The sequence below is a fragment of the Streptomyces sp. CoH27 genome (genome assembly GCF_020181035.1).
Taxonomy (GTDB): domain Bacteria; phylum Actinomycetota; class Actinomycetes; order Streptomycetales; family Streptomycetaceae; genus Streptomyces; species Streptomyces camelliae.
Genome location: NZ_JAIQYY010000018.1, coordinates 91,287 through 111,747 on the forward strand (window position 1 = coordinate 91,287; position 20,461 = coordinate 111,747).

General features: G+C 72.0%; 24 protein-coding genes, 2 tRNA genes, 1 other RNA gene and 1 pseudogene. 19 read left to right on the forward strand and 9 right to left on the reverse strand.

Annotation, left to right across the window (positions count from 1 at the left end; translation table 11 throughout):
- Nucleotide 1: 1 nt before the first annotated feature.
- Nucleotides 2-98, reverse strand: an RNA gene (gene ffs, locus LE548_RS28650) — signal recognition particle sRNA small type.
- A gap of 119 nt (nt 99-217) precedes the next feature.
- Between ffs and LE548_RS28655 the strand changes: the two genes are divergently transcribed.
- Nucleotides 218-305, forward strand: a tRNA-Ser gene (locus tag LE548_RS28655).
- 204 nt (nt 306-509) lie between these two features.
- Here LE548_RS28655 and LE548_RS28660 read toward each other — a convergent pair.
- Nucleotides 510-629, reverse strand: a pseudogene (locus LE548_RS28660) (TetR/AcrR family transcriptional regulator); the annotation flags it as partial.
- Between the two features lie 11 nt (nt 630-640).
- Between LE548_RS28660 and LE548_RS28665 the strand changes: the two are divergent.
- From LE548_RS28665 to LE548_RS28675, 3 genes are all read left to right on the forward strand, one after another.
- Complete coding sequence (locus LE548_RS28665; protein ID WP_225099971.1) at nt 641-1,066, forward strand: PIN domain-containing protein; 426 nt, start codon at nt 641-643, stop codon at nt 1,064-1,066.
- 401 nt (nt 1,067-1,467) lie between these two features.
- The gene (locus tag LE548_RS28670; RefSeq protein WP_225099854.1) at nt 1,468-3,336 is read left to right on the forward strand and encodes a trypsin-like serine protease; all 1,869 of its coding nucleotides are present in this window, start codon (nt 1,468-1,470) and stop codon (nt 3,334-3,336) included.
- Nucleotides 3,337-3,385: 49 nt separating this feature from the next.
- Entirely contained in the window at nt 3,386-3,574 is a 189-nt protein-coding gene (locus LE548_RS28675) for a hypothetical protein (protein ID WP_225099855.1), read from the forward strand.
- A gap of 80 nt (nt 3,575-3,654) precedes the next feature.
- On the opposite strand, the gene LE548_RS28680 is transcribed toward LE548_RS28675, so the two are convergent.
- From LE548_RS28680 to LE548_RS28700, 5 genes are all read right to left on the reverse strand, one after another.
- On the reverse strand, nt 3,655-5,454 hold the full coding sequence (locus LE548_RS28680; RefSeq protein WP_225099856.1) for a copper resistance protein CopC: 1,800 nt from the start codon (nt 5,452-5,454) through the stop codon (nt 3,655-3,657).
- 63 nt (nt 5,455-5,517) lie between these two features.
- Nucleotides 5,518-6,285 carry an SDR family NAD(P)-dependent oxidoreductase gene (locus LE548_RS28685; protein WP_225099857.1) on the reverse strand — a complete coding sequence of 256 codons (768 nt, stop codon included), beginning with the start codon at nt 6,283-6,285 and terminating at the stop codon, nt 5,518-5,520.
- Nucleotides 6,282-6,806, reverse strand: a complete 525-nt coding sequence (locus tag LE548_RS28690) for a cupin domain-containing protein (RefSeq protein ID WP_225099858.1) — start codon at nt 6,804-6,806, stop codon at nt 6,282-6,284. Before LE548_RS28690 ends, LE548_RS28685 begins: the two co-directional genes overlap by 4 nt.
- Before the next feature lie 10 nt (nt 6,807-6,816).
- The gene (locus LE548_RS28695; RefSeq protein WP_225099859.1) at nt 6,817-7,407 is read right to left on the reverse strand and encodes a GNAT family N-acetyltransferase; all 591 of its coding nucleotides are present in this window, start codon (nt 7,405-7,407) and stop codon (nt 6,817-6,819) included.
- Nucleotides 7,404-9,866, reverse strand: a complete 2,463-nt coding sequence (locus tag LE548_RS28700) for a penicillin acylase family protein (RefSeq protein ID WP_225099860.1) — start codon at nt 9,864-9,866, stop codon at nt 7,404-7,406. The genes LE548_RS28695 and LE548_RS28700 overlap by 4 nt, the downstream gene beginning before the upstream one ends.
- 147 nt (nt 9,867-10,013) lie before the next feature.
- On the opposite strand from LE548_RS28700, the gene LE548_RS28705 reads away from it, so the two are divergent.
- The 6 genes from LE548_RS28705 to LE548_RS28725 all read left to right on the forward strand — a co-directional run bounded on the left by LE548_RS28705 (nt 10,014) and on the right by LE548_RS28725 (nt 13,433).
- Nucleotides 10,014-10,616: an HhH-GPD-type base excision DNA repair protein gene (locus LE548_RS28705; RefSeq protein ID WP_225099861.1), complete on the forward strand. Its 603-nt coding sequence runs from the start codon at nt 10,014-10,016 to the stop codon at nt 10,614-10,616.
- A 113-nt stretch (nt 10,617-10,729) separates the two neighbouring features.
- Nucleotides 10,730-11,404, forward strand: coding sequence for an HdeD family acid-resistance protein (locus tag LE548_RS28710; RefSeq protein WP_225099862.1), 675 nt, complete (start codon nt 10,730-10,732; stop codon nt 11,402-11,404).
- 220 nt (nt 11,405-11,624) lie between these two features.
- On the forward strand, nt 11,625-11,990 hold the full coding sequence (locus LE548_RS28715) for a hypothetical protein (protein WP_225099863.1): 366 nt from the start codon (nt 11,625-11,627) through the stop codon (nt 11,988-11,990).
- A 52-nt stretch (nt 11,991-12,042) separates the two neighbouring features.
- The gene (locus LE548_RS45595) at nt 12,043-12,168 is read left to right on the forward strand and encodes a hypothetical protein (RefSeq protein WP_263636691.1); all 126 of its coding nucleotides are present in this window, start codon (nt 12,043-12,045) and stop codon (nt 12,166-12,168) included.
- Between the two features lie 216 nt (nt 12,169-12,384).
- Nucleotides 12,385-12,681 carry a type II toxin-antitoxin system VapB family antitoxin gene (locus LE548_RS28720; RefSeq protein WP_004943146.1) on the forward strand — a complete coding sequence of 99 codons (297 nt, stop codon included), beginning with the start codon at nt 12,385-12,387 and terminating at the stop codon, nt 12,679-12,681.
- Nucleotides 12,682-12,779: 98 nt separating this feature from the next.
- A complete protein-coding gene (locus LE548_RS28725; protein ID WP_225099864.1) occupies nt 12,780-13,433 on the forward strand; it encodes a LytR C-terminal domain-containing protein in 654 nt (217 codons plus the stop codon).
- Between the two features lie 74 nt (nt 13,434-13,507).
- Here the strand turns inward: LE548_RS28725 and upp are convergent, their stop codons facing one another.
- Nucleotides 13,508-14,143, reverse strand: a complete 636-nt coding sequence (upp, locus tag LE548_RS28730; RefSeq protein WP_031164597.1) for a uracil phosphoribosyltransferase — start codon at nt 14,141-14,143, stop codon at nt 13,508-13,510.
- A gap of 308 nt (nt 14,144-14,451) precedes the next feature.
- Between upp and LE548_RS28735 the strand changes: the two genes are divergently transcribed.
- The 9 genes from LE548_RS28735 (at nt 14,452) to LE548_RS28775 (ending at nt 20,164) form a co-directional block, all read left to right on the forward strand.
- Nucleotides 14,452-14,628, forward strand: a complete 177-nt coding sequence (locus tag LE548_RS28735) for a hypothetical protein (RefSeq protein WP_225099865.1) — start codon at nt 14,452-14,454, stop codon at nt 14,626-14,628.
- A 348-nt stretch (nt 14,629-14,976) separates the two neighbouring features.
- Nucleotides 14,977-15,504 (forward strand): hypothetical protein, encoded by a 528-nt coding sequence (locus tag LE548_RS28740; protein WP_225099972.1) that lies wholly within the window; start codon nt 14,977-14,979, stop codon nt 15,502-15,504.
- A gap of 14 nt (nt 15,505-15,518) precedes the next feature.
- The gene (gene tadA / locus LE548_RS28745) at nt 15,519-16,004 is read left to right on the forward strand and encodes a tRNA adenosine(34) deaminase TadA (protein WP_225099866.1); all 486 of its coding nucleotides are present in this window, start codon (nt 15,519-15,521) and stop codon (nt 16,002-16,004) included.
- 194 nt (nt 16,005-16,198) lie between these two features.
- Nucleotides 16,199-16,283: transfer RNA gene (locus LE548_RS28750), tRNA-Ser, on the forward strand.
- A 154-nt stretch (nt 16,284-16,437) separates the two neighbouring features.
- Nucleotides 16,438-16,617 carry a hypothetical protein gene (locus LE548_RS28755; RefSeq protein ID WP_225099867.1) on the forward strand — a complete coding sequence of 60 codons (180 nt, stop codon included), beginning with the start codon at nt 16,438-16,440 and terminating at the stop codon, nt 16,615-16,617.
- A gap of 10 nt (nt 16,618-16,627) precedes the next feature.
- Nucleotides 16,628-16,921: a Dabb family protein gene (locus tag LE548_RS28760; protein ID WP_225099868.1), complete on the forward strand. Its 294-nt coding sequence runs from the start codon at nt 16,628-16,630 to the stop codon at nt 16,919-16,921.
- 198 nt (nt 16,922-17,119) lie between these two features.
- Nucleotides 17,120-18,031, forward strand: a complete 912-nt coding sequence (locus LE548_RS28765) for an RNA polymerase sigma factor SigF (RefSeq protein WP_225099973.1) — start codon at nt 17,120-17,122, stop codon at nt 18,029-18,031.
- Nucleotides 18,032-18,430: 399 nt separating this feature from the next.
- Complete coding sequence (locus LE548_RS28770; protein ID WP_225099869.1) at nt 18,431-19,357, forward strand: RNA polymerase sigma factor SigF; 927 nt, start codon at nt 18,431-18,433, stop codon at nt 19,355-19,357.
- A 57-nt stretch (nt 19,358-19,414) separates the two neighbouring features.
- A complete protein-coding gene (locus LE548_RS28775; protein WP_225099870.1) occupies nt 19,415-20,164 on the forward strand; it encodes a hypothetical protein in 750 nt (249 codons plus the stop codon).
- 40 nt (nt 20,165-20,204) lie between these two features.
- Here LE548_RS28775 and LE548_RS28780 read toward each other — a convergent pair whose 3' ends face one another.
- Nucleotides 20,205-20,408 (reverse strand): hypothetical protein, encoded by a 204-nt coding sequence (locus tag LE548_RS28780; protein ID WP_225099871.1) that lies wholly within the window; start codon nt 20,406-20,408, stop codon nt 20,205-20,207.
- Nucleotides 20,409-20,461 lie beyond the last annotated feature (53 nt).

Sequence of the window (20,461 nt, forward strand, 5' to 3'; positions counted from 1 at the left end):
AAAGAAGGGCCCCCCACGCACCCGCCAGAGCCGACCTACCCTTGCTGCCTTCCGGCCCTGGGGGAGTTCAGTCAGATAGCGCCGCGTGAGGGGCTGCGCCCACAGTACCCGATCCCGGCCCCCGCCCAGTACCCGATCACGCACCACGCCCCCTCCCGATCCGGGCCTGCGGGAACGGGTTCGCGAGCACTCCCCTCGGTCATGTAATGTTTCCGGCGGAGGATTCGCCTAGAGGCCTAGGGCGCACGCTTGGAAAGCGTGTTGGGGGCAACCCCTCACGAGTTCGAATCTCGTATCCTCCGCCAGTGCCTCACCGGGCACGTTGTCGAAGGGCCCCACCGTTCACGGTGGGGCCCTTCGACGTGTGTGGTTGCAGTTTTGGTTGCAGTTCCCTGATCGGTGACTCGGTGGGGCCCACCAGCAGCACGGTCACCACAGCGCCATTTCTCCAGGGCGAAGGCAACGTGCTCGTCGGGGTCGCGCCGGGGATGACCGGGATCAGTCGAGGTCGGGGAGGGGCGCCGGGCGACCTCGTGGGCGTCCTGCGCCGACAGTCCCAGCATGCGCAGGACCATCTCGGCGAGGTCCACGGCGGCCTCGTCGCCGTCCACTTCGGGGCGGGCAAGTCGATAGAGGCCGCCTGAAGAAGCGGGCCGGTGATTACGGGCAGCGACCACTGCGCGTCTTCGTACTCGACTGTGAGGCTCTGTCTCTCGCTGTGCGCGGCGACCGGAAGATGATCGCCTGGCTCGACCTCGCGGCCCGGGGCGAAGCCGAGGTAGTCACGTCCCCCATGACGCTGGTCGAGGCGTACGACGGCAGAACCACCGAGCAGCGCTGGGACTGGGTGCTCTCGCGACTCAAAGTCGCCGACATCGGGAAGGACGAGGCCCGCCAGGCCCGTCGGCTCCTGTCCGCCGCCAAGCTCCACGGCCACGAGTACGCGATCGACGCGGTGCTCGCCGCCATCGCCCGACAGCAGAAAGGGCAGGTCACCGTCTTCACCTCGGGCGTGGACGACCTGGAGAAGCTGGTCCCGAACTCGATCGTCGTCAGGAAGGTCTGACCCGACCCGCGCCGGTCTCGGTTCTGGTGACATTCACCCCCGTCCAGCGTCGTCCGAAACCTCCGCCATCACCCGCTCCACCGCAGCAGACGCCGGGCGGGGTTGTGTGCGTTGCACGATCCACAGCCTGTGCACACACTCCGGCGAACCCGTCAGCGACAGCGTCCCCATCCGCGCCACGGACCGTCGCTGACGCCAAGCCGCACGGTCACACGTACGCCGGCTCCCCCTCTCCCACAGCAACTGTTCTTCATCTCAGGCCCGTTCGCGATCCGGCGGCGGCGGAGACGTCAAGTTTCTGTTGCGTATGAGTCTGGTGAAAATCAGTGAGACGGAAGTAGCATCGGCCGCCTCTGTTCGATGCCACCCCCCCTCCAGCATCTTCATCACAGGAGACTTGAGTGTCCCCTGCCCACAGAGGCAAGAAGCACAGTCGCCGGGGCCGGATAGCCGTACGCTCCGCCGCCACGCTGTTCCTCGGCGGTGCCGGCGCGTTGGTCATGGCGCCCGCCCAAGCGACGCCGCTGCCGACAGGCATCGGCGTCCAGGGCCACGGCGGCATCAGCGCGTCGCAGCTCACCGCCCGCGTGCACGGCGCGCTCACCGCGCCGGCCGCCAACACCCCTGCAAGCCTGCGGCCCGCCGCGCGCACGGGCGCACCGTCCGCCACCGCCACCGCCACCGCCACCGCCACCGCCACCGCCACCGGTCAGGATCCGCAGCCGTCGGCTTCCGGCACCGTCGCCCCGCACGTCATCGGCGGTACGACCACCAGCATCTCCACGGCCCCGTGGATGGTGCAGCTGTGGTACTACGACGACAAGGGCACCTCCGACACCAGTGACGATGTCGGCTTCTTCTGCGGCGGCACCGTCGTGTCGCCCACGAAGATCCTCACCGCCGCACACTGCGTCTCGGGCTACGACTGGCACAACAACGGCGCGATCATCTACGGCACCAGCCAGTTGCCGACCACCGACCCGTCGACCAACACCACCGACTTCCACGGCGGCACGGTGACGGGCGTCTGGCGTCAGTGGAACGATTCTTCGTTCAAGATCACCTCGACCGGAACCGCCGTCAACGACGTCGCCGTGCTGACCCTGCCCAACCCGATCAGCGCCAAGCCCTTGCCCATCACCACCTCCGACGACACCACGTCGTACAAGGCGGGCACCCAGGCGCAGATCTACGGCTGGGGGCGCACCAGCTCCACCAACCAGGACATCTCGCAGACCCTGCAGAAGGCCACCGTGCCGGTGAACGCCGACTCGACCTGCTCGGCCTACTACGGCAGCGACTTCGTCGCGGGCGCCATGACCTGCGTCGGTGCGCCGGCCAGCGGCTCCGACAGCGGAACCGTCGCCAGCTGCAACGGCGACTCCGGCGGCCCGCTGGTCGTGGGCGGACGTGTCGTCGGTGTCGTGTCGTGGGGCGTGCAGGACTGTGTGGCCCAGGGCTCGTACAGCGTCTTCACGAAGCTGAGCAGGTACGTCGGGGCGACCGAACCGCGCATCGACGACACCGACTTGAGCGGTGACGGCCGCGCGGACATGTTCGCGATCGCCTCCAACGGCCAGGGCTACGAGTACGACTCGCGCGGCACCTCCTTCGGGACCCGGATCCCGCTCGGCGACTGGAGCGGGGTCAACCTGGTGCGCCAGGCCGACCTCGACCGCGACGGCTACGCCGACCTGCTGGTGCGCACCACCGACGGCACCCTGTACTGGCAGCACCTCAACCTGTCCACCGGCAATGCCGACGTCACCAGGATCGGCTCCGGCTGGAACGCCATGAAGGTCATGCTCGCGCCCGGCGACGTCACCGGTGACGGCCACCAGGACCTGCTGACCGTCGACTCCAGCGGCAACTTCTGGCTCTACCCGGGCACCGGCCACGGCACCTTCGGCTCGCGCGCCAAGCTCGGCTACGGCTGGAACACGTACGGCGCCGACATCTTCGGCAAGGGCGACTTCACCGGCGACGGCAAGCTCGACCTGCTCGCCCAGGACTCCTCCGGGAACCTGTGGCTGTACAAGGGCACCGGCGCCCCGTCGCACCCGCTGGCGTCCCGCGTGAAGATCGGCTGGGGCTTCCACTACACCGCGTACGTGATGAACGGGGACATGACCGGCGACGGTCACTCCGACCTGATCGCCCGCGACAGCAGCGGCAACCTGTGGCTGTACCGGGGCACGGGCGACGTCTCCCACCCGCTGGCCTCCCGCGTCAAGATCGGATACGGCTACAACGGCTACCGGCTGAGCTGACCGGTACTCCGGCGGGAGACCGATCCCCCCTCCCGGACAACGGGCCCGCGTGCGTCCTGACCAGGGCGTACGCGGGCCCGTTCGCACAGCGCCGGTCGCCGATGTCGCGGCCGTGGCCGAGGCCGCACAACTCGGCCTGCACCGGCCGGTCCTGGCCGGCCAGTCCCGCCGCTCCTCCTGGGACGCGGGTCGGGCACCGGCCGTCCCGTCCTCGCCGTATGGAGCGAGCGGGGCGTGATCTGCGCCGAGGAGATCGACGGCATGTTCCGGCATGTTCCGGCATGTTCCGGCATGTTCCGGCATGTTCCGGCCCGTGACCTACCGCGCCACCCGCACCGGCGCCGACACCGTCACCTGGTCCACGTCCGAGATCCGTACCGTCGCCTTCATCGTCCAGGTCCCCGGGATCGGGAGGGTGAAGGAGTCGGTGGCCCAGTAGCCGCCCCGGTCGGTGACCCTGGTGTCCAGGGGGCCTACGCGCTGAGCGGCGAGGGTGAGGGTGATGCGGAGTTCGGGGACCGTGGACAGGCCGCCGTCGGGGCCGTAGACCACGGCCTGGACGGAGGACCGGCCCACCCGGCCCGGGTCCAGGGTGACCTGGAGCCTGCCGTGGCCGCCCGGGGTGCCGGTGTCGAAGGGGATCGTCGTCACCGACGCCGTCGGAATGCCGGCCACCGGTCCGCCCGGTTCCGCCGCCTCGGTGGCCGTGCGGCCGGGCACCGTGCTCGTCAGGAGCGTCGTCACGGCCAGGACCACCATCGCCACGGCCGCCTCCGCCAGCACCGAGCGGCGCAGGAGGGGAAGGGGGAGCGGCGCGGGTGCGGGCGGCTTCGGGGGTTCCTCCGGGAGCGGGGGGCCCGTCACCGGTTCCGGGATGCGGGCCGGGGCCGGGGTCGTCGTGTGCGTCTGTGCCCGGGACCGGGTCGCGCGGGCGATCCAGCTGCGGGAGCAGGCCGCCGCCAGCAGGAGTACGGCCACCGTGGCCAGTTTGACCAGCAGGGTACGGCCGTACGTCGTGTCCGTCAGGGCCTGCCAGGAGCCCAGGCCCCGCCAGGACTGGTAGACGCCGGTCACCGCCAGCACCGTCACCGAGGTGAGGGCCAGGCGGGAGAAACGGGCCGGGACCGACAGGGGCAGGGACGGGGTGCGGGACAGGGTCCGCAGGAGCGCGGCCAGCCCGCCCAGCCAGGCGCCCATGGCGAGCAGATGGAGGGTGGCGGAGGTGATCGCCAGCGGGACCTGGCTGCCCGCCGAGGCGTGTTCGGCCGCCGACCAGGTCAGGGAGAGGGGGACGGACACCGTCGCGGCCACGGCGAGCGTCGCGCGGCGCGGGAGTCTTCTGCGGCGGGCCCGCAGGAGGGCGACCGTGGCCGCGGCCAGCAGCAGCAACGCCAGCCGGGCCAGCAGGAGTTCGCCGGGGCGGGTCGTCGCCGTACGGGTGAGGGAGGTCAGGGAGAAGGCGCGGGCCGGTGCCGTGCCCTCCTCGTACGGGGCGCGCAGGGCGAACAGGGCCAGTGTCGAGGCGATCAGGGTCCAGGCCGCCGTCAGGGCCGGGGTGCGCAGGGGGGCCGCCTTCGGCGGGCGGCAGTACGCGACGAACGCGGCCGTGCCCAGCAGCAGGGCCAGGGAGAGGTAGGCGAGGTAGCGCGCGATGTTGTACAGGGCCGCCGTCGCCGGGTTCTCCGTGTCGCCGACGACGCCGGTCGCCGTGGTCGCCGTCCGTTCACCGACGGAGAACGTCAGCGCGCCGGACACCGGGTGGCTGTCCGCCGACACCACCCGCCAGGCGACCGTGTAGGTGCCCGTGGCGAGCCGGGCGGGCAGGGAGACGCGGGCGGTGTCCGAGCGGCCGGGGGCGTGGCCGGCCGCGCCCGTGTGCACGAGGTGGTTGGTGGGGTCGTAGACGCGGAAGGAGTCGGTGAGCAGGCTGACCGACTCGGTGAAGGTGAGGGTGACCTGCCGGGGGGCCGTGCGCAGGACGGTTCCGTCGGTGGGGTCGGTCGTGCGCAGGGCCGCGTGGGCCGACGCCGGGGAGGCGGTGCCGAGCAGGAGAAGGAAGAGGCCCGCGCAGAGCAGGGTCAGGCGTCGTGCCCATCGGTGGTGGTCGTACGGCAGCACCCCGTCCCCTCCCTGTTCCTTCGTCAGGCCTCTGTACAGGTACGCAGAGATCCGCCGGCTTGCTCACCACGTCGGGCGGGCCGAGATGCCGCCGTCCACGACCAGGTCGTGCCCGGTGATCCAGCTCGCGAGCGGCGAGGCCAGGAACACGCAGGCGTCGGCCACGTCCTCGGGGCGGCCCAGGCGGCCGGTGGGGGCGGCGGCGAGCCAGCGGCGTACGCCGTCCGGCCAGGCCTCCGCCAGCCCCTCGCGGGCGATGAGACCGGGCGAGACCGTGTTGACGCGGATGCCGTCGGGGCCGTACTCCAGAGCCGCCGCGCGCGCGTGCATCACCACCGCCGCCTTGGCCGCGCTGTAGTGGGCGTGGCCGGGAGCCGGCCGGGCGGCCTCGATGGAGGCGATGTGGGTGATCGTGCCGCCGCCGTGTGCCCGCATGTGGTCCGCCGCGGCCTGGGTGCAGGCGAAGACGCTGGTGAGGTCGGTGTCGACGACCTCGCGCCACTCGGCCGCCGTCATCCCGGGCAGGGGCTGGACCGGCTGTACGGCCGCGTTGTTGACGAGGGCGGTGAGGCGGCCGCCGGACCAGTCGGCCGTCTCGTGGACCAGGCGGTGACAGGCGTCCTCGTCCGTCAGGTCCGCCCGCAGGACGACGGCCGCGCCGCCCGACTCCCGGATCCGGGCCGCCACTTCACCGGCCGCGTCCACCGCCGTACGGCAGTGCAGGGCCACCGCCGCACCCTGCTCGGCGAAGCGCAGGGCGATGGCGCGGCCGATGCCGCCGCCCGCGCCGGTCACCAGGGCGGTCTGTCCGTCGAGAAGGTTCGCGTTCATGGGCGGGACAGTTCCGTGATGCGGACGGCTTCGGCCGGGTAACGCGCCGTCAGGGTGGCCGGGTCGCCGTGTTCGTAGTCCGCTTCGGTGAATCCGGGGGCCATCGTGGTGCCGAAGAGCGTCCACGCGCCGCCCGGGGCGACCCGCGCGCCCATCCAGGTGCGGGCGGGCACGGTCAGCTGGACGTGCTGGCCGGACAGCGGTGCGGGGCCGAGGACGGCGGTGCGGGTGGTGCCGTCGGGGGCGAGGAGCAGCAGGTGGAGCGGGTCTCCGAGGTAGAAGTGCCAGATCTCGTCGGTGGGCAGGCGGTGCAGGGCGCAGTAGTCGTCGGCGGTGAGCAGGGCGACGATGGCGGTGCCCGCGGGACGTCCGTCCGGGCGCGCGGGCCCCGTCCAGGTGCGCCGGTACAGGCCGCCTTCGCGGGGGATGGGTACGAGGGCGTAGTGGGCGATCAGCTCCTCCGGTGTCGGATCTTCCGGTGTCGGGTCTTCCGGTGTCGGGTCTTCCGGTGTCGGCGGCACGGAGAGAAGGCTAGTCGCCGGGGAAGGCCACGGACCGGTCCAGGAAGACGAGTTGGGCGTGCTTCTCCGGCAGGTACACGTCGGGGAGGTCCACCTCGGGCAGGACGACCTCCGGGCCGCGGACGAAGCCCTCGCGCTCGAAGCGGGCGATCGCCCTGGTGTTGCGGACGTCCGGGTCGACCACGAGCCGGCGCCGGTCGAGGATGCGCAGCGCGTACGTCGCCATCGCTGTCAGCAGCGCCGAGGACCAGCCGGGGCGCGGGCCGGCCGGGCCGGCGGGGGCGAGCAGGACGTGGACGCCGAGGTCGCCCGGGAGCACGTCGTAGCACTCGCCGACCCGGTCGGCGGCCGGCTCGTACGTCTGGAACAGGGCGGCCGGGGTGCCGTCCAGGGTGACGAGGTGGGCGTGGTGGGTGTCGAGGCCGGCCATGTGGGCGTAGATCTCGGCGACCTGGTCCCGGGTGAGGCCGGTCATGCCCCAGAAGGCGGCGCGTTCCTCGCTGACCCAGGTGTGGATCACGTCCGCGTCGGACGCCGGGTCGAGGGGGCGGATGCGGACGGTGCCGAAGGGGTCGGTGTGCTGTTCGAAGAGGTCGGTCATGGGGTTTCCTCGGTACGTTCCAGCGGGGTCAGCAGGGTCCAGTCGGTGACGACCGGGGCCAGATCTCCCTTGAGCCACAAGGGGAGTTGGTCGCGGTGGTGGGGTGAGCCGGGGGCGCCGTCCGCGCCGAAGGGGACCACCCAGCGGCTGTTCTCCCGGTCGGCCAGGTCCCAGACGTAGCGGGCGGCGGGGCCGCGGGCCGCGCGGTCGGTCAGGCCGGGGACGGCGGAAGTGCACAGCACGCAGTCGTGGTCGCCGGCGAGGCCGGGTTCGTCGTACGGCTCTCCCGGCAGCGCGCGCCAGGGGGCCAGGCGGTGGGTGTCGGACCAGGTGCCGGACGGGGGCGCGGAGGCCACCTCCTCCAGGGCCTCGCGGACGGCGGCGGGGCGGTCGATGCCGTACAACTTCTCGGCCCGCAGCAGGTGTTCCAGGGCGTAGCCGATGCGCGGGACGAGGGCCAGCCAGGGGAGCAGCACCTCCGGATAAGCGGGGGGCTCGGCGAGCGGGGCGAACACCGGGTGCGCCGCGAGGTGGCGTACGACCGCGCCGCGCACCGCGGAGTAGGCCGCCGCGTCGGTGCTGCCGGCGTCCATACGGCGGTCCCAGGCGAGGAGGCGGTCGCGCAGGCGGGCGGCCTCGGGGGTGAGGTTGTCGAGGGCGGCGAGGTGGTCCAGCAGGGGGCCGGCGGAGCCGAGGTGGGTGTCGGTGTGGATCGCGGTCAGGGCGTCGGCGGTCCAGGTGCGGCGGGTGTGGAGGAGGGCGCGGATGCGGTCGGCGCGGTGGGGTGGGGCGAACTCGATGCCGAGGGGGGCGGCGAGGGTGCGCTGGTTGGCCATGACCGCGATGCCGTCGGACGGTTCGGGTTCGGCGTACAGCGTCCAGTGCGTGCCGTGCCACTCGTGGCCGGGTTCCCAGGCGGGGACCGGGTGGCGGAGGTTGGCCTCGGCGCGCAGCGGGACGCGGCCGGCTGTGCGGTGCAGGGTGCCTCCGGCGGTGTCGGCCGCTTGGACCACGTTGACGGGTTCGGCCCAGTTGTCCAGGGCGCGGTCGATGTCCTGGACCGTGCGGGCCCTGAGGAGGGGGAGGAGGGCACTGAAGCCGAGGTCCGCGGTGACCCTGGGTGGATAGCGCAGGGCCAGCGCTTCGGCTCCGCCTTCGGCGAGGATTCCGTTCCCACCCGCACCACCGGTGACGGTTTCGCCGTCGGGTGCGGGCGGCGGCCCCGGTCGGGCGCCTTCGCCGTCGGCGGCTTGCGGGGCGTACGGCGGCGCAGCGGAGTTCGTGTCGTAGAGCGGCCCGGCGGCTTGCGGACCGTGCGGCGATACGGCGGACTTCGGGGCGTACGGCGGCTCGGCGGCCTGTGAGACGTAGAGCAGCTCAGCGACCTCCGCCTCATGCAGTGGCTCGTCGGTCTTGCCTCCGCCCAGCGGCTCGGCCGTCTCCCCTCCGCCCAGCGGCTCGGTGCTTTCCGCGTCGTACGGCGATTCCGGGGCCTGCGCCCCGTACGGCCCTTCCGGGGTGAGCCCCGCCTCCAGGCCCTCCGGGCCGCCGGCTATCACGGGGCCCCGGGCCGTTTCGATCACCTCGATCTCCAGGGAGGGTTCGCCCGCGATGTGCACGGTCTCCGTGTGGCGGGTGGCACGGTGCCAGTGGCCGTCCGGGCCCAGCGCCTCGATGCCGGCGCCGGTGCGGCGCAGGCGTTCTCGGTAGAGGTCCTGGTAGTCGGCCATGGCGTTGGTGATGGCCCAGGCGACGGAGCCCGTGTGGCCGAAGTGGGCGATGCCGGGGACGCCGGGGACGGCCAGGCCGATGACGTCGAACTCGGGGCAGGAGAGGCGGACCTGCTGGTAGACGCCGGGGTCCTCGATGAAGCGGTGCGGGTCGCCCGCGATCAGGGCGTGACCGGTCGCCGTACGGGCGCCGGAGAGCAGCCAGCCGTTGCTGCCGGCCGTGCCGGGCCCGTCGGTGGCGAACAGGCCGACCGCGTCGGGCCCGAGGTGCCGTATCGCCTGCTCGCGCCAGAGTTTGGCGGGGAAACCGGCGAAGAGGAGGTGTGCCGCGAGCCAGACGCCCAGCGGGGTCCAGGGCTCCCAGCGGCCGGGGGTGAGGCCGGCGCGGGCGAACTCGGGGGTGCGGCGGGCGCCCTCCGGCAGGCCCGCGTTGACGCCGTCGACGTAACGGCGGACCCAGTCGGCCGTCTCGGGGTCCCGGCGGTCCAGCGCGGCGAAGCAGCGGCGGGCCGTGTCGTCCAGGCGGGCCCGGCGGACCAGGACGTCCCAGGACACGGCAGCGGCACCGAGGAAGGACGCCGAGTTGCCCTGGGCCCGGTGGCGTTCCACCTCCAGTTGCCAGGCGCGGTCCAACGCGGTCACCCGGCCCTGGGCGTACGCGAGTTCAGCGGCGCTGGAGGCGCGCAGGTGGGGGATGCCCCAGGCGTCACGGTAGGTCTCGGTGGTCACCCGGAATCCCCTTCACTTTAGGTTAGCCTTGCCTAAGTTCCAGCTCTGTGGAGGGATCGTACGCGAGAGGTGGAGGAGACCTCGCGACACGGTGCCCCGATGCGCACCCCGGCTGCGTCACGCGCGCGGGCGGGCGATCATCGACGCATGGACGTCACCCTGCATCTCGCCCAGGACCCGGAGGCCGACGCGCTGCTCGGGCGCTCCCCGCTCGCCGCGCTGGTGGGCATGCTGCTCGACCAGCAGGTGCCGATGGAGTGGGCCTTCAAGGGCCCCCGCACCATCGCCGACCGGCTCGGCGCCGGGGCCGGCGGAGACCTCGACCCGCACGAGATCGCGGCGATGGACCCGGAGGCCTTCGCCGCGCTGCTCGCCGAGAAGCCGGCCGTACACCGCTACCCGGGCTCGATGGCCAAGCGGATCCAGCAGCTGTGCCAGTACCTCGTCGAGCACCACGACGGGGACGCCGAGGCGGTCTGGCGGGGCATCCCGACCGGTGCCGAGCTGCTGAAACGGCTGGAGGACCTGCCCGGGTTCGGCAAGCAGAAGGCCCAGATCTTCCTCGCGCTGCTCGGCAAGCAGCTCGGCGTCACGCCCCAGGGCTGGCGGGAGGCGGCGGGCGCGTACGGCGAGGCGCGGTCCTTCCGCTCGGTCGCCGACATCACCGGGCCCGAGTCGCTGGGCAAGGTGCGGGCGCACAAGCAGGAGATGAAGGCCGCGGCCAAGTCGGCCAAGATCTCCAGGAAATGAAGACCTTCGGGAAACAGGGCACGCGGAACGCCTCGGACCCGGGTGCGGGGTGCCGTCACCCGACCGGCCCTCCCCCGATGGCAGGACCCGGCCGCCCGCTCACAGCATGAAGCATGACCGAGGTACCGAGCAGCGGCCCCAACCAGGGCCCTCAATACGATGACCGGAGCGTCCACGCGGCCCAGGCCCGGGGCGGCCGGCGCGAGCACGAGCCAGAGCCGCCGTTCGAGGGGCCCCTGCACGCCCTGTCCCGGGCCGCCTGGCAGACGGTCCTGGGCACCGGGATCGCCTCGCTGATCCTGGGGATCCTGGTCCTGGTCTGGCCGGGCGCCTCCCTGCTCGCGGCGGGCGTCCTCTTCGGCCTCTACCTCCTCATCAGCGGCATCTTCCAGCTGGCCTCCGCCTTCGGCACGCACATGACGACCTCGCTGCGCGTGCTGGCCTTCATCAGCGGCGCCCTGTCGATCCTGCTGGGCCTGTTCTGCTTCCGCGGGCCCTTCCAGTCGATCCTGCTGCTCGCCCTGTGGATCGGCATCGGCTGGCTGATCCGCGGCATCACCCAGACCCTGGCCGCCGCCTCCGACCCCCGGATGCCCGCCCGCGGCTGGCATATCTGCCTCGGGATCCTCACCTTCATCGCCGGCATCGTGCTGATCGACTCGCCGTTCAAGTCGGTCGCCGTGCTGACCCTCGTCGGCGGCATCTGGCTGCTCGTGGTGGGCATCGTGGAGATCGTCACCGCATTCAGCATCCGCGGCCGGGCCAAGCAGATCCCGAAGACCGTCTGACCCACGCCGACCGCCGTCCCCACCCTTGGCCGCCATCCCGGCCCTGGACCGCCACCCCGACCGGTCCCGGCCCTGGACCGCCACCCCAACCGCCGTCCCCACCCGGGTCCGCCACCCCGACCGCCGCCTGCGTCAACACCATGCACGCCACCTACGCCGAGCGGGCGGAACTCCGGCCCCCTGTGCTGCACCTGCCGTCCGCCCCGGGGAGACACCCGTCATGAGCAGGACCCCGCGCCGCCCCCGCAGCCATGACCGGCCTCGGAGCCGCGCCTGGCTTCGGAGCCGCGCCTGGCTGCGGGTGCTCGTCCTGCTCCTCGCCCTGTGGGTGCCGGCCGCCCAGGCGCAGGCCCTGGCGGCCCCCGCGTCCGGCGTGGCGGCCGGGACCTTCGAACACGACGGCACCGATGGCGCCGACGTCCCCGACGCGCTCGTACGGCCCCCCGCCCGCGCGGTCCACGAGGCCGACGTACCCGAGCGCCCCGCGCCCCTCCCCGGCCCGGCACCCGCCCTGCCCGGCGTCCGCGCGTGCCCAGCGGCGCCGTACGCCGCTCCCCTGCTCCGCACGGTGGTCCTGCGCTGCTGACGGACCCGCGTCCCCACGCAAGGTCAGCCGGCTCGACGCAAGGAGCACCGTCATGCCCCAGGATCCGTACGCCGTCCTGCGCGCCCTGCTGCGCGCGGAGGCCAGGCGCGCCACGGCCCCCAAGCCGGACGAGCGCCACCCGGAACCGCAGCGGCGGCCCGACGAACAGGACCGCTGAACGCCCCCGGCGGAGGCGAACCCACCAGTCAGCCCGGACCACCGCTCGCCAGGCCTGCCGCCGGGCCCGCCGCCTCCGCCGGGCCGCGCCGAACAGGGAATGGGTGATGCGGCACGCCCCGTACTACCCCATTTGCGTGGTTTGCGAGATCTTTTCCGGCCGCGCACTACGCCGCCATGGCTGCGCCCGGAAGGTCTTGACCGGTAGGCTTTCCGTGTGATCTTCAAGCGCATCGGAAACGGCCGGCCGTACCCCGACCACGGCCGGGAAAGCACCCGGCAGTGGGCGGACGTCGCGCCGCGCCCGGTCCGCCTCGATCAGCTCGTGACCACCAAGCAGCAGCTCGATCTGGAGACCCTGCTGGCGGAGGACTCGACGTTCTACGGCGACCTCTTCGCGCACGTCGTGAAGTGGCAGGGCGATCTCTACCTGGAGGACGGCCTGCACCGCGCGGTCCGCGCCGCCCTCCAGCAACGCCAGGTGCTGCACGCGCGCGTGCTCGAACTCGACTGACCCGGCACGGCACGGCCGTTGACCCTTTCGGGTTCCGCTGAGCGGCATCGACTGATCATCTAATAGGCATCGCCGCTCAGGCGCACTACGCTGCGCCCATGAGCATGCTGACACCCCGGGGCATGGGCGGCCAGTACCGGATCACGGGGGACAAATACCCTCGGATGCGCCCGCCGCGCCGCCGTGGCAGGCTCGTCGCCGCCGTGGTGGCGTCCGTCTGCGCGCTCGGCCTGATCGGCTGGGGGACGCTGCAGCTCATCGACGTCTTCACCGGCGGCGGCAAGAAGACCTCGGCGGCCGGTTCGAAGACCGACTGCCGTGCCAAGGCGGGCACTGCGGCCACGGCGACCACGACCGCCCAGGTGAAGGCCCTGCCCAAGCCGGACCAGATCACGGTGAACGTCTACAACGCCACCGCGCGCACCGGCCTCGCCAAGGCCACCGCCGATGAACTGAAGAAGCGCGGCTTCCGGATCGGCGACGTGGGCAACGCGCCCGGGGAGTTCGACAAGAAGGTCAAGGGGACCGGGATACTGCTCGGCCCCGCCGACGCCCAGAACACCTCGGTGGCGGTGCTCGGCACCCAGCTGGCGGACGCCGAACACCGCACCGACCCGGGCCGCAAGGGCGCCGACCTCGACCTCATCCTGGGCGACGCCTTCAAGGGCCTGACGAAGCCGGCGGACGCCCAGCACGCACTCACGGCCCTGACGGACCCACAGCCGACGGCTTCTCCGAAGAAGGGGTGCTGACAGGCGCCTCGTAAGGGCTGACCAGCGGCCCCCGTACAGCCCGGTCCGGGGATGCTGACAGGCGCCCCCAAGGGCTACTCAGCGGCCCCGTACAGCCGGTCCCCGGCGTCTCCCAGCCCCGGCACGATGTACCCGTGCTCGTTGAGGTGGTCGTCGACGGCCGCCGTGACGACCGTCACCGGCGTACCCGCGAGCTCACGCTCCATGACCTCGACGCCCTCCGGCGCGGCCAGCAGGACCACGGCCGTCACATCGTCCGCACCGCGCTTGATCAGCTCCTGGATCGCCGCGACCAGCGTGCCGCCCGTGGCCAGCATCGGGTCCAGGACGTACACCTGGCGGCCCGAGAGGTCCTCCGGCATGCGCGAGGCGTACGTGGAGGCCTGGAGGGTCTCCTCGTTGCGGATCATGCCCAGGAAGCCCACCTCGGCGGTCGGCAGCAGCCGGACCATGCCGTCCAGCATGCCGAGACCGGCGCGCAGGATCGGCACGACCAGCGGGCGCGGGCGGGCCAGCTTGACGCCGGTGGTCTGCGCGACCGGCGTCCGGATGTCGACTGCCTCGGTGCGCACGTCCCGCGTGGCCTCGTAGGCGAGCAGGGTGACCAGCTCGTCGGCGAGGCGGCGGAAGGTCGCGGAGTCGGTGCGCTGGTCGCGCAGCGTGGTGAGCTTGTGGGCGACCAGGGGGTGGTCGACGACGTGGAGACGCATGCCCATAACGGTACCTGCGCCCCGCACCCCCCGGTGCTGGCGTCAAACCGCCCGTCCGGGGGAAAGCGGGAGGGACGGAACTGGGGTGGTGAGACGTGCCTGACCTTCCTGAACATCCCGAAGACGCGCCCGCCGGCACCGCGGACCCGGACGAGCCCGCGATACGCGGCACCGGCAGGGCGGCGTCTCGCGGTTCCGGCACGGCGGCGTCCCGCGCAACCGGCACAGCGGCGACACGCGGCACCGACACAGCGGCATCCGGCGCAACCGGCACAGCAGCGACACGCGGCACCGGCACCGGCACCGGCATGGCAGCGTCCCGCGACTCCCGTGCGCCCGAGACGGACGCCGAGCGCCGGCGGCGGCGCGCCCAGTTCCTGCGTGATCTCGCGGAGGCGCGCGAGCTGCGCGCCCGGGTCCAGCCGCGGCGCGCCAAGGCGGCGCGACTGCGCCATGCGATGCGTATGCGGACGTTCCGCTGGTAGGCCGTCCGTGGTCCGCCAGTACTCCGCTGGTAGTCCACCAGTACTCCGCTGGTGGTCCGGCCTGTGGGAAGGAAGCCCCCTGGAGCCAGGCACGGTAAGAAAATTCTCGGTGCGGAAGATCCATGTCCGCGGCGGTGTTTGCGCGGTGGGAGTGCGTGCGAGCTTGGAAAAGCCGCGTACGATCCGCAGGGCGGCTGCAAGACACAGGGAGCCGAAGACGTCCCCTGAACGCCTTGTTTCTGCCACGATTCCGAGTGGGCGGGGCTCGGAGCCCAGGTTCTTCCCGCCCACATACCTCCGCCGGGGGGACCCCCAACCGGCACACCTATGACCAGTGGGAGAGTCACGGTGTACTTCGCCGCACTGCTCGCGCGCACCGAAGACGGGTGGGAAGCGAGCGACACAGAGCTCGACAATGTGGAGAGCCTGTCGGATCTGGCCGACCTGGCCCGGGAGAACGCTGTCGACGATGACACGGTGCTCGTTCTCATCGAGCAGGAGGAAGCGTGGTTCGGCATCGTCCGTATCGACGGTGAGGACGACCCGCGCATCTACGTCTCGGACGCGGCCGCGGCCCAGCGCAGCGCGTACGGCGAGCTGCTGCTGACCGACGAGCTGCTCGGCCGGGAGCCAGGCTCGGACGACGGCCCCGACCTGGACGCCCTGGACCTCGACGGCACGGAGGACGGCGAGTCCGACGACGAGGAGGACGGCGGCGCCGCCGACGACGCGGTCTCGCACGGCCCCGTGGGCGACAGCGAACTCCTCGCCGACCTGGGCATCAGCGGCAAGGAGCTGCGCGCCCTGGACGGGGACGCGCTGAGCGAGATCGCCGACGTCCTGGGCTGTACGGACGTCCTGGAGGGCGTCCGCTGACCGCCTCGCGGGACATGCGGGCCACCGTGCACCCGGCAGATCCGGTACGCGACCGCTGGCGGGCCGCGATGCGGCTCGCCCTGGACGAGGCCGAGCAGGCCGTCCGGGGCGGGGACGTCCCCGTCGGCGCCGTCGTGCTGTCCCCGGACGGTACGACGGTGCTCGGCGCCGGGCACAACGAGCGCGAGGCCACCGGCGATCCCACGGCCCACGCCGAGGTGCTCGCGATCCGGCGGGCCGCGGCACGGCTCGGGAAGTGGCGGCTGACCGGCTGCACGCTCGTCGTCACCCTGGAGCCGTGCACGATGTGCGCGGGCGCCCTCGTCCAGTCCCGCGTCGACCGGGTCGTCTACGGCGCCCGGGACGACAAGGCGGGCGCGGCGGGCTCCCTGTGGGACGTGATCCGCGACCGCCGGCTCAACCACCGGCCCGAGGTCGTCGAGGGCGTCCTGGCGGCGGAGTGCGCCCTGCTCCTCACGGAGTTCTTCCGCGACCGCTGACCGACCGCTGACGTGACCGCTGACCGACCGCCGACGTGACCGCTGACCGACCGCTGACGTGACCGCTGACCGACCGCTGACGTGACCGCTGACCGACCGCTGACGTGACCGCTGACCGACCGCCGACGGGGCCGCTCGCAGAGCTGCCGAATCCGATTTCAGACCATGCCCCACTGTGCTGTAAGGTCTCCCTCGGTAGCGTGTCCGAGCGGCCGAAGGAGCTCGCCTCGAAAGCGAGTGTGGCGCAAGTCACCGAGGGTTCAAATCCCTCCGCTACCGCTCGAAGAAGGGCCCCGTCGCACGACGGGGCCCTTCTCGTCGTACGGGCAAAGGGCCTCGGGAGGCGGGCCGTTGGTCCCTGGAAGAGGCGTGAAGGTTACACTCGCGGCCGTCAGCAGGGGCCCACTGGGCACACAGCACAGGGGAGGATTCGGTGGCGGTGAACGCCAAGAAGATCGCTGTGTACGCGCTCGTGGTCTTCGTGCTCTACGTGATCATCACGGACCCGGCCAAGGCGGCCAGCTACGTCCAGATAGGCTTCGAAGGCATATCGAGCGCCGCGAAGGCCATAGGCGACTTCATGACCTGGGTCGCCAACGGAGGAAAGAACTGAGGTAAGCCCCATGATCCGCCATCTGGTCCTCTTCAAGCTCAACGAGGGCGTCGAGCGGGAGGATCCGCGCGTCGTGGCCGGCGTGGCGGCCTTCGAGGCGCTCGGGGGGCAGATCGAGGAGCTGCGCTTCTGGGAGTGCGGCTGGAACCTCAGCGACCGGCCGATCGCCTACGACTTCGCGATCAACTCGGCGGTCGAGGACCCCGACGCCCTCAAGCGCTACCTGGAGCACCCGGCGCACCAGGCGGGCGTCGCCCTGTGGCGCGAGTTCGCCACGTGGGTGATCGCCGACTACGAGTTCTGAGCCCCTCTTCGTCCGAGCCCTCCGCCAAAACGGCGGAGGGCTTTCGTGCGTTGCCCGGCCGTCATGCCCCCAACTTGTGGAAGTTTGAACACAACACGGCGTTATGCGGTGCTTGCACACAGTGCACATGTCTTGTGATGCTATGACCGCTTTTGACGGATGACTGACCGCGGATGATTGAGCGACGAAGAGGTGGCGTTGACCGTGTCGGCCAGTACCGCGCTGCCCCAGGAGCTGCCTCAGGAGGAGGTGGCCGCCACCCCCGCTCCCGCCGACCCCGCTCCCGCCACCCCCGCTCCCGCCGACCCCGCACCCGCCGACCCCGCACCCGTGGCCCCCGAGAAGCGGCGCAGCGCCGACACCCGAGCCCTCACCCAGGTGCTCTTCGCCGAGCTGAAGGAGCTCACCCCGGGCACCCCGGAGCACAACCGGGTGCGCGGGGCGCTGATCGAGGCGAACCTCCCGCTCGTGCGCTACGCGGCCGCCCGGTTCCGCTCCCGCAACGAGCCGATGGAGGACGTCGTCCAGGTCGGCACCATCGGCCTGATCAACGCCATCGACCGGTTCGACCCCGACCGGGGCGTGCAGTTCCCGACCTTCGCGATGCCGACCGTCGTCGGCGAGATCAAGCGCTACTTCCGGGACAACGTCCGCACGGTCCACGTACCTCGCCGGCTGCACGAGCTGTGGGTGCAGGTCAACAGCGCGACCGAGGACCTGACCACGACCTTCGGGCGCCAGCCGTCCACCGCCGAGATCGCCGAGCGGCTGCGGATCAGCGAGGACGAGGTGCTGAGCTGCATCGAGGCGGGACGGTCGTACCACGCCACCTCCCTGGAGGCCGCGCAGGAGGGCGACGGACTGCCCGGCCTGCTGGACCGCATCGGCTACGAGGATCCGGCCCTCGACGGCGTGGAACACCGCGACCTGGTCCGGCATCTGCTCGTCCAACTCCCCGAGCGCGAACAGCGCATCCTCCTCCTGCGCTACTACAGCAATCTCACCCAGTCACAGATCAGCGCGGAACTCGGCGTCTCGCAGATGCACGTCTCGCGCCTCCTCGCCCGCAGCTTCCAGCGGCTGCGCTCCGCGAACCGCATCGACGCATAGGCCCCCTTTCGGGAAGCGGCGCATAGGCCCCCCTTCGGGAAGCGACGCATAAGCCCGCCTTCGGGGAAGCACGGTCACCCCCCTCATGGAGCACGGCGGGCGCACGGAAGCACGCCTCAAGCGGTTCTGCATCGCATACCCGAGCGAGCGGTAACCGTCCCGAGCGAATCCCTCACCTGCACGGATGCCGACAGTTGGGCCCCGACACAGCGTCAGACCCCCTCCCTCCAGGGCCGATTCGGATCTTTCATGTCGACATGTCACTACAGCGTGTTGCCGACATGTGACATTCTGCGGGAGACGCGTTTGCCGGGCCTCCGGCTCCGGTATTCAGGTGAAGGCTGCGTCGCACGACACGTCGGCGCCGCCGCGACCGTCCCGCGACCCAAAGGGGGTGGCATGTCCGCAGACCAGGGCAGCTCGAAGGTGCTGACGCCCGCGCCGAGCGCGGCAGCGCCCAAGGAGCTCGACGCTCTCGACGTCCTCGACGGAATCGAGGCCGTCACGGCCCTCGACGCCGTGCCGTCCCCGTCCGCCCAGGCGCCGGCCCTGCCGGCCTCGGGGGACATCGACACCCGCACTCTGTCCCGCTCACTGTTCCTGCGTCTCGCCGCCCTCGGCGAGGACAGCCCCGAGCGGGCCTACGTCCGGGACACCCTGATCGAGCTGAACCTGCCGCTGGTCCGCTACGCGGCCGCGCGCTTCCGCTCGCGCAACGAGCCGATGGAGGACATCGTCCAGGTCGGCACCATCGGCCTGATCAAGGCGATCGACCGCTTCGACTGCGAACGGGGCGTGGAGTTCCCGACGTTCGCGATGCCGACGGTGGTCGGGGAGATCAAGCGCTTCTTCCGGGACACCTCGTGGTCGGTCCGCGTGCCGCGCCGCCTCCAGGAGCTGCGCCTGGCCCTCACCAAGGCCAGCGACGAGCTCTCCCAGAAGCTGGACCGCTCCCCGACGGTGACGGAGCTGGCCGCCGTGCTCGGCGTCTCCGAGGAGGACGTGGTCGACGGCCTCGCGGTCGGCAACGCCTACACCGCCTCCTCCCTCGACTCCCCGGCCCCCGAGGACGACGGCGGCGAGGGCTCCCTGGCCGACCGCCTCGGCTACGAGGACACGGCCCTGGAGGGCGTGGAGTACCGCGAGTCCCTCAAGCCCCTCCTGGCCAAACTCCCGCCCCGCGAACGCCGGATCATCATGCTCCGCTTCTTCGCCAACATGACCCAGTCCCAGATCGGCGAGGAGGTCGGCATCTCCCAGATGCACGTCTCCCGGCTGCTGACCCGGACGCTGGCGCAGTTGCGGGAAGGCCTGATCTCGGACTGAGTGACGAACGACAGCCGGAGGGTTACTATCTGACGAAGCGTCAGTCACCATGACCGGATGCTTCGTACGACGACATGGACACGTGGCCGCCGAGGCGCCGTTACGGCAGCGTCGGCGGTCGTCGTCGTCCTGGGCGGGGTGGTGGCCGCATGCGGGGACCACGGCCCGGGCGGCGGTTACGTCGCGGTCGGCGCGGCGGGCGGTCCGCAGAGCAGCGGTGCGGCCACGGCCGGCCCGACCGGCTCGGTGTCCTTCGTACCGCTCGACGGCGCGAAGGGCGGCAACTCCCCGGCGCCCGCGCCCAGTTCGGCCCGGCCGGGCAACAGCGGCTCACCCCTGCCGGGCAGCCCGGAGCAGACCCCACCGCCCCCGGGCACACCCAGCCCCTCCGGCAGCGCGGACGGTCGTGCGACACCCGCGCCATCCGGACCCGGTTCGCCCGCCCCGGCTCCCGGCAGCAGCACGTCGACCCCGACTTCCGGCAGCGGCACACCCGTCGGGCCCGCCGACCTCACCTGGGGCAAGCCGGAGACGGCCGCCGCGGACCAGCGCTGGTGTCAGAAGGCCACCGTCGGCTTCCACAACTCGGGCGGTACGGAGGTGCGTTCGGGGTCGGTGACGTTCGGGACGCACGTCATCGGCCTGCTCGGCATCGACTGGGGCACGGTCGACTCGACCGTGGACCTGCCGGTGCCGATCGGGCCGGGCGCGCAGGTGAAACCCACCTGGACGGTGTGCGTCGACGCCTGGCGTGTGCCGCTCGGCATGCACATCGAGACGCGGGACGTGTCCGTCCGGTGGAAGTGATCCCGAAACAGGTCCCGGAAGCAGGTCCCGGAAGCAGGTCCTACTTCAGCGCCAGCCAGGCCACGCCCGCCACCACGGCGATCGCCACGATGACGCCGATGATCAGGCCGATGCGGGGACCGGAGGAAGAGGCGGCCGCCGCCTGCGCCTGGCGCCCCTGGGGGGCCTCGTCGACGAACGCGCGGAACATCTGGGTGCTGCCGGCGGGGTCGTAGTTGCCCTGGGGGCCCTGGGTGTTAGCCATGGCCCGAGACACTAGCGAATCCAGGTGACCGACCCAAGTGCGGGGCCACCAGG

What these genes read in the sequence shown, in the direction of transcription:
- LE548_RS28685 (WP_225099857.1), bottom strand. Translation starts at nt 6,285, where the DNA reads ATGAACGCGAACCTTCTCGACGGACAGACCGCCCTGGTGACCGGCGCG.
- LE548_RS28695 (WP_225099859.1), bottom strand. Translation starts at nt 7,407, where the DNA reads ATGACCGACCTCTTCGAACAGCACACCGACCCCTTCGGCACCGTCCGC.
- LE548_RS28705 (WP_225099861.1), top strand. Translation starts at nt 10,014, where the DNA reads ATGGACGTCACCCTGCATCTCGCCCAGGACCCGGAGGCCGACGCGCTG.
- LE548_RS28710 (WP_225099862.1), top strand. Translation starts at nt 10,730, where the DNA reads ATGACCGAGGTACCGAGCAGCGGCCCCAACCAGGGCCCTCAATACGAT.
- LE548_RS28715 (WP_225099863.1), top strand. Translation starts at nt 11,625, where the DNA reads ATGAGCAGGACCCCGCGCCGCCCCCGCAGCCATGACCGGCCTCGGAGC.
- LE548_RS45595 (WP_263636691.1), top strand. Translation starts at nt 12,043, where the DNA reads ATGCCCCAGGATCCGTACGCCGTCCTGCGCGCCCTGCTGCGCGCGGAG.
- LE548_RS28725 (WP_225099864.1), top strand. Translation starts at nt 12,780, where the DNA reads ATGAGCATGCTGACACCCCGGGGCATGGGCGGCCAGTACCGGATCACG.
- upp (WP_031164597.1), bottom strand. Translation starts at nt 14,143, where the DNA reads ATGCGTCTCCACGTCGTCGACCACCCCCTGGTCGCCCACAAGCTCACC.
- LE548_RS28735 (WP_225099865.1), top strand. Translation starts at nt 14,452, where the DNA reads ATGGCAGCGTCCCGCGACTCCCGTGCGCCCGAGACGGACGCCGAGCGC.
- tadA (WP_225099866.1), top strand. Translation starts at nt 15,519, where the DNA reads ATGCGGGCCACCGTGCACCCGGCAGATCCGGTACGCGACCGCTGGCGG.
- LE548_RS28760 (WP_225099868.1), top strand. Translation starts at nt 16,628, where the DNA reads ATGATCCGCCATCTGGTCCTCTTCAAGCTCAACGAGGGCGTCGAGCGG.
- LE548_RS28770 (WP_225099869.1), top strand. Translation starts at nt 18,431, where the DNA reads ATGTCCGCAGACCAGGGCAGCTCGAAGGTGCTGACGCCCGCGCCGAGC.
- LE548_RS28775 (WP_225099870.1), top strand. Translation starts at nt 19,415, where the DNA reads ATGCTTCGTACGACGACATGGACACGTGGCCGCCGAGGCGCCGTTACG.
- LE548_RS28780 (WP_225099871.1), bottom strand. Translation starts at nt 20,408, where the DNA reads ATGGCTAACACCCAGGGCCCCCAGGGCAACTACGACCCCGCCGGCAGC.